The sequence below is a fragment of the Lutibacter maritimus genome, from assembly GCF_900116115.1.
Taxonomy (GTDB): Bacteria; Bacteroidota; Bacteroidia; order Flavobacteriales; family Flavobacteriaceae; genus Lutibacter; species Lutibacter maritimus.
This window is the reverse complement of record NZ_FOZP01000003.1, coordinates 199,593-211,931: the sequence shown is the minus strand read 5'-3', so window position 1 is coordinate 211,931 and position 12,339 is coordinate 199,593. Positions and strand designations below refer to the sequence as shown.

General features: G+C 30.9%; 9 protein-coding genes. 8 read left to right on the top strand and 1 reads right to left on the bottom strand.

Annotation, left to right across the window (positions count from 1 at the left end; translation table 11 throughout):
- The first annotated feature begins 1 nt into the window (after position 1).
- The 4 genes from BM335_RS06470 to BM335_RS06455 all read left to right on the top strand — a co-directional run bounded on the left by BM335_RS06470 (position 2) and on the right by BM335_RS06455 (position 4,803).
- Complete coding sequence (locus BM335_RS06470) at positions 2-556, top strand: c-type cytochrome (RefSeq protein WP_090224487.1); 555 nt, start codon at positions 2-4, stop codon at positions 554-556.
- Between the two features lie 29 nt (positions 557-585).
- The gene (locus BM335_RS06465; RefSeq protein ID WP_090224484.1) at positions 586-1,920 is read left to right on the top strand and encodes a quinol:cytochrome C oxidoreductase; all 1,335 of its coding nucleotides are present in this window, start codon (positions 586-588) and stop codon (positions 1,918-1,920) included.
- Positions 1,921-2,011: 91 nt separating this feature from the next.
- Positions 2,012-3,019, top strand: coding sequence for a cytochrome c oxidase subunit II (locus tag BM335_RS06460; protein WP_090224482.1), 1,008 nt, complete (start codon positions 2,012-2,014; stop codon positions 3,017-3,019).
- A 32-nt stretch (positions 3,020-3,051) separates the two neighbouring features.
- Entirely contained in the window at positions 3,052-4,803 is a 1,752-nt protein-coding gene (locus BM335_RS06455) for a cytochrome c oxidase subunit I (RefSeq protein WP_090224480.1), read from the top strand.
- 85 nt (positions 4,804-4,888) lie between these two features.
- Here the strand turns inward: BM335_RS06455 and BM335_RS06450 are convergent, their stop codons facing one another.
- The gene (locus BM335_RS06450) at positions 4,889-5,992 is read right to left on the bottom strand and encodes a lipid II:glycine glycyltransferase FemX (RefSeq protein ID WP_090224478.1); all 1,104 of its coding nucleotides are present in this window, start codon (positions 5,990-5,992) and stop codon (positions 4,889-4,891) included.
- A gap of 244 nt (positions 5,993-6,236) precedes the next feature.
- On the opposite strand from BM335_RS06450, the gene ruvB reads away from it, so the two are divergent.
- The 4 genes from ruvB to BM335_RS06430 all read left to right on the top strand — a co-directional run bounded on the left by ruvB (position 6,237) and on the right by BM335_RS06430 (position 12,335).
- Positions 6,237-7,259, top strand: coding sequence for a Holliday junction branch migration DNA helicase RuvB (gene ruvB / locus BM335_RS06445; RefSeq protein WP_090224475.1), 1,023 nt, complete (start codon positions 6,237-6,239; stop codon positions 7,257-7,259).
- Between the two features lie 78 nt (positions 7,260-7,337).
- Positions 7,338-9,083, top strand: a complete 1,746-nt coding sequence (locus tag BM335_RS06440; protein WP_218157807.1) for a SulP family inorganic anion transporter — start codon at positions 7,338-7,340, stop codon at positions 9,081-9,083.
- Positions 9,073-10,809, top strand: a complete 1,737-nt coding sequence (locus BM335_RS06435) for a SulP family inorganic anion transporter (RefSeq protein ID WP_090224469.1) — start codon at positions 9,073-9,075, stop codon at positions 10,807-10,809. Before BM335_RS06440 ends, BM335_RS06435 begins: the two co-directional genes overlap by 11 nt.
- A 110-nt stretch (positions 10,810-10,919) precedes the next feature.
- Entirely contained in the window at positions 10,920-12,335 is a 1,416-nt protein-coding gene (locus BM335_RS06430; protein ID WP_090224467.1) for an MBL fold metallo-hydrolase, read from the top strand.
- Positions 12,336-12,339: the final 4 nt, after the last annotated feature.

Here is a 12,339-nt window from a genome sequence, read left to right as displayed (position 1 = left end):
AATGAAAAACATTTTAAAAATAACAATAGCATTGGCTTTTTTAATAACCTTATCATCTTGTTGGGGTGACAAAACTAAGCCTAATTACCAATATATGCCAGATATGTATAAATCGGTGGGGTATGAAACGTATTCTCAAAATCCGAATTATGCAAATGGTATGACTACTCAAACTCCTGTTGATGGAACAATTGCTCGTGGTCATGTGCCTTATGATTACGAAAACACCAATGAAGGATATGAAGCAGCAAAGCTTAATTTAAAAAACCCTTTAGAAGTTAATGAAGCTAATTTAGCGAATGGTAAAAAAATGTATGATATTTATTGTATATCATGTCATGGTAGCGCAGGTGCAGGAGATGGAGAATTAGTTAAAAGAGATAAATTTTTAGGAGTTCCTAATTATAAGGATAGAGAAATTACAGAAGGAAGCATTTACCATGTAATCATGTATGGAAGAAATATGATGGGTTCACATGCTTCTCAATTAACTGCTAAAGAACGTTGGCAAATTACCATGTACGTTCAACAGCTTAGAACAGAATTATTACAATAACACTTTTACTAAGATAGAATTTTTTAGATATGTATACCTTTTCAAGTAAATTAAAACAATTTTCATTTGCTTTAATGATTATAGGATTTTTGGGAGTAGCCTATGGGTTTTTCTCAACACCAAATTCAGTAGAAGATGTGAAAGTAATGTTAGCAAACTCGCATGAAACTCATGGAGAAAGTGCTACACAGGAAAAAGAAGCACATGCAACCGAAACAACTGAGTCTCAAGAAAATGTTGCGCATTCAGATGATGCTCATGCAGAACACGCATATCATTATTTAAAAAATAAACCTTGGTCTGCATTATATGTTGCTTTGTTTTTCTTTTTTATGATTTCATTGGCAACTTTAGCTTTTTATGCAATTCAACATGCAGCGCAAGCAGGGTGGTCTATTGTGTTATTTAGAGTTATGGAAGCAATAACAGCGTATTTACCTGTTGGAGGGGTGTTGTTATTTGTGTTTTTTGTATTATCATCGTTACATTTAAATCACCTTTTTATTTGGATGGATCCAGAAGTGGTTGCACACGATGAGTTAATTCAAAATAAGACGGGATATTTAAATGTACCATTCTTTTTAGCGAGAGCTGCAATTTATATTGGTGGATGGATTTGGTACCGTCAACACGCAAGAAAATTGACCTTGGCACAAGATAATGCTACGTCTGGAGACATTAGTAACTATACAAAATTATTTAAACGCTCTGCGGCATTTTTAGTATTCTTTTTAGTTACAGAATCTATGATGTCTTGGGATTGGATTATGAGTTTAGATCCACATTGGTTTAGTACTTTATTTGGATGGTATGTTTTTGCAAGTATGATTGTGTCTGCAGTTACTACCATTGCATTAGTTTCTATCTATTTAAAAGGAAAAGGGTATTTAGAATTTGTAAATAATAGCCATTTACATGATTTAGCCAAGTTTATGTTTGGATTTAGTATTTTCTGGACATACTTATGGTTTTCTCAGTTTATGTTAATTTGGTATGCAAATATCCCAGAAGAAGTTACCTATTTTGTATCAAGATTTGGAGATTATAAATTACCTTTCTTAGGAATGCTGGTGTTAAACTTCTTATTTCCATTGTTGGTATTAATGAATAGTGATTTTAAACGTGTTAACTGGTTTATAGTTTGCACAGGTATTATTATTTTAATTGGTCATTACATAGATATTTTTGTAATGATTATGCCAGCAACTGTTGGAGATCAATGGTATTTTGGAATTTCAGAAATTAGTTCAGTACTTTTAATATTGGGCTTATTTATTTATTTTGTATTCTCGGCATTAACAAAAGCGCCTTTATTAGCAAAAGGAAACCCATTTATTAAAGAAAGTGAACATTTTCACTATTAATAATATAATTTTAAGTATAAAAGAATCCTGAATTCTAATTATTCAGGATTTTTTTTATATTTGGCACTACTATACTAACAACTAAAAAAATATGACAGCATTACTTTATGTATTACTTGCAGTTGTAATTGCCGTAGCAATATGGCAAATAGCAAGTATTTTTAACTTAAAAGGTGTAATAGCCACAGAAAAAGATAACAATACACAAGGAATTTTATTTGCCCTATTTGGAATTTTCTTTTATGGGTTGATGATATTTTCATTTGTAAAATATTCTTCTCTTTTATTGCCAGATTCAGCTTCTTTAGAAGGTGAAAAATATGACACGCTGTATTTAATTACAATGTTATTAATTCTTGTTGTACAGGCAATAACTCAATTTTTACTATTTTATTTTGCTTTTAAATATAGAGGTATAAAAGGTAGAAAAGCATTATTTTATGCAGATAGTCATAAATTAGAAACTATTTGGACCGTAGTACCAGCAATTGTGTTAGCAGGTTTAGTTTTGTATGGTTTAACTGTATGGAACGATGTAATGGATTCTTCTGATGCTGAAAACCCATTAATTATTGAAGTGTATGCAAAACAATTTCAATGGGAAGCACGTTACGCTGGAAATGATAATGAATTAGGTTTAGCAAATGTTAGAAATATTCAAGGCATTAACACTATGGGTGTTGATATGACAGATAAAAATGCCTTAGATGATATACCTACCAGAGAATTACACTTACCGAAAGGAAGAAAAGTGATTTTTAAATTTCGATCACAAGATGTGTTACACTCTGCTTATATGCCACATTTTAGAGCACAAATGAACTGCGTTCCTGGAATGGTAACCGAATTTGCATTTACTCCTAGTATGACAACTGAAGAAATGAGAGCAAATGAAAAAACAATTACCAAGGTTGAAGGAATTAATAAAATAAGAGCTGAAAAAGGAGAAGACCCTTATGAGTTTGATTATTTATTACTTTGTAACAAAATTTGTGGAGCTTCACATTACAATATGCAAATGAAAATCATTGTTGAAGAAGAAGCTCAGTTTAATGCTTGGTTAGCTAGTCAAAAAACTATGGCTCAAGTTGTTCAATAAAAATTACTACTACTTTACTAAAAAAATATAATATGTCAGATCATCATCATAAAGAAACATTTATCACAAAATACGTTTTTAGTACTGACCATAAAATGATTTCAAAACAGTACTTAGTTACTGGTATTTTTATGGGAATTATAGGTGTATTTATGTCTATGCTATTTCGTTTACAAATTGCTTGGCCAGAACAATCCTTCAGTATAATTGAGGCCTTTTTAGGTCGTCATCAAGATGGAGGAGTTATGTCGCCAGATATTTATTTAGCAATTGTAACCATTCACGGTACCATTATGGTATTTTTTGTATTAACTGCTGGATTGAGCGGAACTTTTAGTAACCTATTAATTCCTTTACAAATTGGTGCCAGAGATATGGCTTCAGGGTTTTTAAACATGGTTTCATATTGGTTGTTCTTTTTATCAAGTGTAATTATGGTTTGCTCTCTTTTTGTAGAAGCTGGGCCAGCATCTGCAGGTTGGACAATTTATCCTCCTTTAAGTGCATTACCACAAGCAATTCCTGGATCGGGATTAGGTATGACATTATGGTTAATTTCAATGGCTATTTTTATTGCATCCTCATTGTTAGGGTCATTAAATTATATTGTTACAGTTCTTAACTTAAGAACTGTTGGAATGAAAATGACACGATTACCTTTAACAATTTGGGCGTTTTTTATTACTGCAATTATTGGAGTTGTTTCGTTTCCAGTATTATTATCTGCAGCTTTGTTATTAATTTTTGATAGAAGTTTTGGAACTTCATTCTATTTATCCGATATATTTATTCAAGGAGAAGTGCTGCATTACCAAGGAGGTTCTCCAGTATTGTTTGAACATTTATTTTGGTTTTTAGGTCATCCTGAAGTATACATTGTTTTATTGCCAGCTTTAGGAATTACTTCTGAAATTATTTCAACAAATTCAAGAAAACCAATTTTTGGATACAGAGCAATGATTGGTTCTATTATAGCAATTGCATTTTTATCTACTATTGTTTGGGGGCACCATATGTTTGTATCAGGTATGAATCCGTTCTTAGGATCTGTATTTACATTTACAACCTTATTAATTGCTATTCCTTCAGCAGTAAAAGCATTTAATTACATTACAACCTTATGGAAAGGGAATTTACAAATGAATCCAGCTATGCTTTTTTCAATTGGACTGGTTTCAACATTTATATCTGGAGGTTTAACAGGCTTGGTGTTAGGAGATAGTGCTTTAGATATTAATGTGCACGATACTTATTTTGTTGTAGCTCACTTTCATTTAGTAATGGGTGTTTCTGCAATTTACGGAATGTTTGCAGGTGTTTATCATTGGTTCCCAAAAATGTTTGGTAGAATGATGAATAAAACATTAGGTTATTGGCATTTTTGGATTACAGCCGTAGCGGCATACGGAGTTTTCTTTCCAATGCACTTTATTGGTTTAGCAGGTTTACCACGTAGATATTATTCTAACACTGCATTTCCATTATTTGATGATGTAGCAGATGTAAATGTTGTTATTACTATGTTTGCACTTTTAGGTGGTGCTGCTCAAATTATATTTTTAGCAAATTTCTTTATCAGTATTTATAAAGGTAAAAAAGCAGAACAAAACCCATGGAAATCTAACACGTTAGAATGGACAACACCTGTTGAACATATTCATGGAAACTGGCCAGGAGAACTTCCAACTGTGCATCGTTGGGCATATGATTATAGTAAACCAGGTCATGATGATGATTTTGTAACTCAAATTACTCCTTTAAAAGAAGGTGAAGAAGAATCATAATTATTTATAAAACACAATAAAAAAAAACCTTACTGATATTTTCAGTAAGGTTTTTTTATTGTAAAAGTTGCTGTTGATAGCGTTTTTAATTATTGATTTCATGCATTTTGTATAATTCATAAATTTTGTGATTATATGGGTAATCCCAGCATCCCATTCTATGAAATAAATTCCCACCAAATCCTTTTTTGTAAATATGTATACCACGTAAAGGGTGTTTTTGGTTTAAGTTTGGTGCAGAACCAAACATATCATATTCAGAACATCCCCATTTTTTAGCAATTTTTAATGACTCCCATTGTAGCGCGTAACTTGCCATCATATTTTTATTTTGTGAAGAAGAAGCTCCATACAAGTAAGTGCCTCTTTTGTTAGATAATACTAAAAACATTGATGCTAAAAATTGACCATCATAATCAGCCATTAGCATTTTTACATTTACGCCATTTTTAGTGTTATCTTGATTTCTTAAAATAGTGGAAAAATATTCTTTATTTTGTAAGGGTAAATGCTGACGTAAAGCAGTTTCTTTATATAAATAATACCAATTTTCTATATGTTCAATACCATATTCTTTAATTTGAATTCCTTTTTTAGCAGCATTTTTAATATTATAGCGCGTATTATAACGCATATTATATAGTAAATCTTTTTCTTTTAATGTTAAATCTAAAAAGAATGTATTTTTTGGTAAAATGTCATTCGGACTTTTTTGTAAGTTCCAATTAGCAGTTTTAAAATTTACTCTAAATTCTTGTACTTGACTTTGAGGCGGGCCAATCCAATTGCCCGTTTCGTCAAAATATTCTTCATCAACCGCCCATTGATTTTGCCACATTAAATCATATCTAATAAAAATACAATTAGTAGGTAATTGTGGTTTTAAAACTTCAGAAAGATACTCAAGAAATACTCCATGATTTTCAAAGTCTGGTTCTAATTTTGGTCCATAAGGCACATAAGCAAAACAGTGTTTAGAATCGATATATTTTATAAGAATAAGGATATCATCTTTAATGCTTTTTGAAGTATTTTCAGTGTTGTAAAGTAAATCTTTTGAAACTGTTAATTCAAATCCATAAGGTTTAAAGCCTTGTTTACTTTTTAATCGTCCCCAAAAGGGAGTTTGGGGTAAAATATGTGTTGTTTTAATTTCTTCTATGGCTTTCTTTTCTAATCGGCAAATCATTAAAATTTATTTTTCACAAAAATAAAAAAATCATTACTGTATGTAAAATTTACTTAAGTTAATTTAGAAAATTGGTTTTAAAAGTGCGGTATATTAAAAAAAGTACCATCAATAAGTTTAAACGGCTATAATTTTTTTTAATGGTTTTAATATAGTTGTATACTATAATAAATTAAAAAAATATAAATAGAAAAGCTTACTGTTTTTATACAAAGGTTTTTTAATTTCTACTATCTTTGTTTTTATGAATGACAACTTGAATCCAGATAAAGAACATTTTTCATCGGAAGAATTGGATGTAGAAAAAAAATTACGTCCATTATCATTTCATGATTTTACTGGGCAAGAACAAGTTTTAGAAAACTTAAAAATCTTTGTTCAAGCTGCCAATCAGCGGAATGAAGCATTAGATCATACACTTTTTCATGGACCTCCAGGTTTAGGAAAAACTACCTTAGCTCACATTTTGGCTAATGAATTAAATGTTGGTTTAAAAATTACTTCAGGTCCTGTGTTAGATAAACCAGGAGATTTAGCAGGTTTACTTACCAATTTAAGTGAGCGCGATGTGCTTTTTATTGATGAAATTCATAGGTTAAGTCCTGTAGTAGAAGAATACTTGTATTCAGCAATGGAAGATTATCGTATTGATATAATGATTGAAAGTGGTCCAAATGCAAGAACTGTTCAAATAGATTTAGAACCTTTTACTTTAATTGGCGCAACAACGCGTTCAGGTTTATTAACAGCACCAATGCGAGCCCGTTTTGGAATTAGTAGTAGACTGCAATATTATAATACAGAATTGCTTACTACCATTGTGCAGCGTAGTGCAACCATATTAAAAGTACCAATTTCTATGGAAGCAGCTATTGAAATAGCAGGAAGAAGTAGAGGCACACCAAGAATTGCCAATGCATTATTACGAAGAGTTAGAGATTTTGCGCAAATAAAAGGAAATGGTAGTATAACCATTCAAATTGCAAAGTATGCCTTAGAAGCTTTATATGTTGATGCGCATGGCTTAGATGAAATGGATAACAAAATATTATCTACTATTATCGATAAATTTAAAGGTGGTCCCGTTGGTATAAGTACATTAGCAACAGCGGTTGGAGAAAATTCAGAAACTATAGAAGAAGTGTATGAGCCTTTTTTAATTCAGGAAGGTTTTATTATGAGAACTCCACGAGGAAGAGAGGTTACAGAACTTGCATACAAACATTTAGGTAGAATTAAAAGTCATAATCAGGGCGAGTTATTTTAATTTTAATGTGACTTTCATCACAATACTAAATATATATCGAAGTATTTTTGTTGTTAATTGTTATATAAACTTATGAATATGAGTTTAAAAAAAATATTCCCTTTTTTAACTTGGTTACCATTAGTTAAATACACTTGGAAAGATGACTTTATTGCTGGTATTACAGGCACTATTATTGTAATTCCACAAGCTGTTGCTTTTGCAATGATTGCTGGTTTACCACCTATTTATGGCTTTTATACTGCTATGATAACTCCCATAATTGCAGCATTATTTGGATCTTCGTATCATTTAATTTCTGGTCCAACCACCACAAGTTCTATAGTTGTATTTGCAGTAATTAGTAAATTTGCAAGTCCGGAAACAGAGTTAGAAGCCTTTATTTCTTTAGCAATAGTATTATCATTTATGGCTGGTGTTATAAAGTTAATTATGGGGTTGGCTAAAATGGGAAAATTGGTAAATTTTGTTTCTAATTCAGTTGTTATAGGTTTTGCAGCAGGTGCAGGTATTTTAATTGCATTTAAACAATTAAAACATGTTTTTGGTATTCAAGTACCGTTGGGTAGCTCATTTTATGAAATTGTTAATTATATAATTGTTCATATACAAGAAACAAATTTATATGTGTTGACAGTTGCTGTAGGTACATTAATTTTGGCTTTTATCATAAAAAAAATAAAATATATTTCCAGATTGTATATGTTAATAGCCATGGTTTTGGGAAGTATTTTAGCTATCTTGTTGGGAGGAAATATCCATGGAATTGAAACTGTTGGAACTGTTCCTTCTAATTTACCTCCTTTTAAAATTCCAAATTTTAACTTTGAAGATATGCGACTGTTAACTTCAGGAGCCGTAACGTTAGCTTTATTAGGTTTGGTTGAAGCGGTTTCAATTGCACGAGCTGTAGCATTGCATTCTCATCAAAAGTTACATAATAATCAAGAATTTATTGGACAGGGATTGTCAAATATTATTTCAAGTTTTTTCTCATCATATGCTAGTTCAGGTTCTTTTACTCGTTCTGGCGTTAATTATCAAGCTGGTGCAAAAACACCTTTATCAGCAATAGTATCGGCAATTGGTTTAATGTTAGTAGTGTTGTTTTTTGCAAAATATGCATCCTATTTACCAAAACCTGCAATGGGCGGAATTATTTTATTAGTTGGCTATAATTTAATTGACTTTGAAAATATAAAAATCATTATTAAAAGTAGCAAACGAGAGTTTATTGTATTGATGATTACGCTTTTAGGTACTTTGTTTTTAGAACTTGAAATAGCATTACTTTTGGGTATATTAATTTCTTTATTTTTCTATTTAGAAAAAACATCTAAACCAAATATTGCTGTTTTAGGAAAAAATAGTGATGATAAATTTATCAATATTATAAGAGATGAAACCACAAAAGAATGTCCACAATTAAAAATAATTCGTATTGATGGTTCTATTTATTTTGGTGCTGTTGAAGGAATTTCAAATTATTTTGCAGATTTATATGAAGAAAATAAGCAGCAACATTTGTTAATTATATCAAACGGAGTTAATTTTATTGATGTAGCTGGTGCAGAATGGTTGTCGCGAGAAGTTTTGAAATGGCAAAAACGTGGTGGAGGAATCTACTTTGTTGGCTTAAAAATTATCAGCCAGGATATACTTCAAAATGGTGGATTTATAAGCGCAATTGGTTCAGAAAACTTTTTTAAAGATAAATACACAGCAATTTCAACTATTTATAAAAAATTAGATAAAAATATTTGTGAAAATTGTGATATTAAGTTATTTGGCGAATGTAAAAAGCTCTTACATAATGAGTATTAAAAAATTTATTCCAATACTAGAATGGTTGCCAAATTATCAAAAATCTTGGTTTAAAGATGATTTTGGAGCAGGGTTAACTGTTGGAATTATGTTAATTCCACAAGGAATTGCATACGCTATGATTGCCGGATTACCACCAATTTACGGTTTATACACAGCAATGATTCCTCAAATTATTTACGCAATTTTTGGAACATCACGCCAATTAGCTGTGGGTCCAGTTGCAATGGATTCATTAATTGTAGCTTCCGGTGTTGCTACATTAGCAGAAGTTGGTACGGAACATTTTATTGAGTTTGCTATTTTACTGGCATTTATCATGGGTGTTTTACAAGTATTGTTTGGAATGTTTAAATTGGGTTTTTTAGTTAATTTTTTATCGCGACCTGTTATTAGTGGTTTTACATCAGCTGCAGCTTTAATAATTGCTTTAAGTCAGCTTAAAAACTTATTAGGTGTAAATCTTCAAAAAGGGAATAAAATTCACGAACTACTAATTGAAGTTTATAAACATATTAGCGAAATAAACTGGGTTACGTTTGCTATTGGAATTATATCCATATTAATTTTAGTTTTTTTTAAAAAATTGACAAAAAAAATTCCAGCAGCATTAGTTTTAGTGATATTAGGAATTGTTGCTGTTAAATATTTAAATTTAAATGAAATTGGCGTAAAAATAATTGGCGATATTCCGCAAGGTTTACCAGCATTTAAAATGCCGAGGTTTAGTTTAGATATAATTGTCGATTTATTTCCTATAGCATTAACGTTATCATTCATTGCTTTTTTAGAAGCAATATCTGTTGCTAAAGCCATAGAATTAAAGCACAATAACTATAAAGTAAATCCAAACCAAGAGTTAATTGCTATTGGAATGGGAAATATTGTAGGTTCATTTTTTCAAACATATCCAGCAACTGGCGGTTTATCAAGATCAGCAGTAAACAATCAAATTGGTGCAAAAACACCAATGGCAGCAATAATTTCAAGTATAATTGTTGGACTTACATTATTATTTTTAACACCCGTTTTTTACTATTTGCCAGAAGCGGTTTTGGCAGCAATTATTATAGTTGCTGTTTTCGGTTTGTTAGATTTTACGGTACCAAAACAATTGCTAAAATACTCAAAAAGAGAATTGATTATTTTAAATATTACCTTAATTGTTACCGCCACAATAGGAATTAAGGAAGGAATATTTATTGGAGTTGTTTTGTCATTAGGAATGTTAATTTACAGAAGTACAAAACCTCATATTGCTATTTTAGGAAAAATTCCAAATACTCATTTTTATAGAAACATTAAACGGTTTGAAGGCTTGTTAGAAATAAATCCAGCAATTTTAATAGTACGTTTTGATGCGCAATTATTTTTTGCAAATGTGCAATATTTTAAAGATCAGTTAGAAGATTTTGTAAATGAAAAAGGTACTGGCTTAAAACTAATTATCATAGATGGAGAAAGTATTAATACCATTGATAGTTCTGGAATTTACATGTTTAATGATGTCATTTCAAAATATCACAACCAACAAATTGAAATTGCACTTACAGGTATGAAAGGTCCTGTAAGAGATGTTTTAGAAAAAAGCGGTATTATGAAAAAAATTAGTTACGAAAATTGTTTTATGAGTATTCAGCAAGCAGTTGATGCTTTTGAAGATAAAGTAAAAAATAAAGAATTGGAACTAAAATATTTTGAATACATACAACAAACAAATAATTAAACTTTTCTTAAAAAAGTTATTTATGTAACCTCGGTTACAAAAAAAAAGAACCTTTCATGTAGATTTGAAAAACTACATACTAAGTTTAAAAATATTAAAATCAGAGAATTATGAAAGTTGAACAATTATTTACAGGCTGCTTGGCAGAAATGGCTTACTACATTGAATCTAATGGAGAAGCTGCAATTATTGATCCTCTTAGAGAAACTGAACCATATATTGAAATGGCGAAAGCTGATGGAGCTAAAATTAAATATGTTTTTTTAACTCACTTTCATGCTGATTTTGTGTCTGGTCAAGTAGATTTAGCAAAAAAAACAGGAGCTACAATCGTTTTTGGCCCAAATGCAAATCCTCATTATGATATCCATCAAGGAAAAGATGGTGAATTTTTTAAAATTGGTGATGTAACTTTAAAGCTATTACATACTCCAGGTCATACAATGGAATCGTCATCGTATTTGCTAATTGATAAAAACGGAAAAATGCCGTACGTATTTACTGGAGATTGCTTATTTATTGGTGATGTTGGTAGACCAGATTTAGCCGTAAAATCAGATTTAACTCAAACGGATTTAGCCGGTCACTTATTTGATTCTCTTCGAAATAAAATTATGACTTTACCAGATGATATTATAGTGTACCCAAATCACGGAGCAGGTTCTGCATGTGGAAAAAATATGAGTTCAGAAACTTTTGATACACTTGGTAATCAGAAAAAAACAAATTATGCATTAAGAGCAGATATGACCAAAGAAGAATTTATTACCGAAGTTACAACTGGCTTAAAACCAGCACCACAATATTTTGGTAATAATGTTAAAATGAACAAAGGAATTAATACTAGTATAGATGAAATTCTTCATAGAGGAACTACGCCATTGGATGCTGCAACCTTTAAAGAAATGAGTGAACGTGATGATATTTTAGTTGTTGATACACGTTCAAAAGAAGAATATACCGAAGAAGGAACTGTTCCGGGTGCCTGGTTTATTGGAGCCGATGGAGGTTTTGCACCTTGGGTTGGAGCTTTAATTCCTAATATAAAACAAAAAATAATTTTTATTGCCGAAGGAGGAAGAGAGCACGAAGTGGTAACACGTTTTTCAAGAGTTGGTTATGATAATACCTACGGATTTTTAAGAGGAGGAATGCATGCTTGGCTTGCTGCTGGATACGAAGCTGATAAAATTAGTTCTATATCAGCAACTCAATTTGCAAACAAATTAAAAGAAGGCTCACTTGGTGAAGCGCTTGATGTTAGAAAAGAGTCAGAATACCTTTCTGAGCATGTAGTGGGAGTAGGAAATTTCCCGTTAGATTATATTCATTCTAATTTTGCTGAAATAAAACCAGATAAAACCTATGTACTTCATTGTGCAAGTGGATACCGTTCGTTAATTGCTGCGTCAATTTTTAAAGCAAATGGCGTTAAAAATGTAATTGATGTTAGAGGAGGTTTTAATGACATTAAAGATACTGGGGTAGAATTAACAGATTATGTTTGCCCAACAACATTATTATAAGTGT

Excerpts from the sequence above, each read along its gene's own strand:
- BM335_RS06430 (WP_090224467.1), top strand. The coding sequence starts at position 10,920 with ATGAAAGTTGAACAATTATTTACAGGCTGCTTGGCAGAAATGGCTTAC.
- BM335_RS06450 (WP_090224478.1), bottom strand. The coding sequence starts at position 5,992 with ATGATTTGCCGATTAGAAAAGAAAGCCATAGAAGAAATTAAAACAACA.
- BM335_RS06440 (WP_218157807.1), top strand. The coding sequence starts at position 7,338 with ATGAGTTTAAAAAAAATATTCCCTTTTTTAACTTGGTTACCATTAGTT.
- BM335_RS06455 (WP_090224480.1), top strand. The coding sequence starts at position 3,052 with ATGTCAGATCATCATCATAAAGAAACATTTATCACAAAATACGTTTTT.
- BM335_RS06460 (WP_090224482.1), top strand. The coding sequence starts at position 2,012 with ATGACAGCATTACTTTATGTATTACTTGCAGTTGTAATTGCCGTAGCA.
- BM335_RS06465 (WP_090224484.1), top strand. The coding sequence starts at position 586 with ATGTATACCTTTTCAAGTAAATTAAAACAATTTTCATTTGCTTTAATG.
- ruvB (WP_090224475.1), top strand. The coding sequence starts at position 6,237 with ATGAATGACAACTTGAATCCAGATAAAGAACATTTTTCATCGGAAGAA.
- BM335_RS06470 (WP_090224487.1), top strand. The coding sequence starts at position 2 with ATGAAAAACATTTTAAAAATAACAATAGCATTGGCTTTTTTAATAACC.
- BM335_RS06435 (WP_090224469.1), top strand. The coding sequence starts at position 9,073 with ATGAGTATTAAAAAATTTATTCCAATACTAGAATGGTTGCCAAATTAT.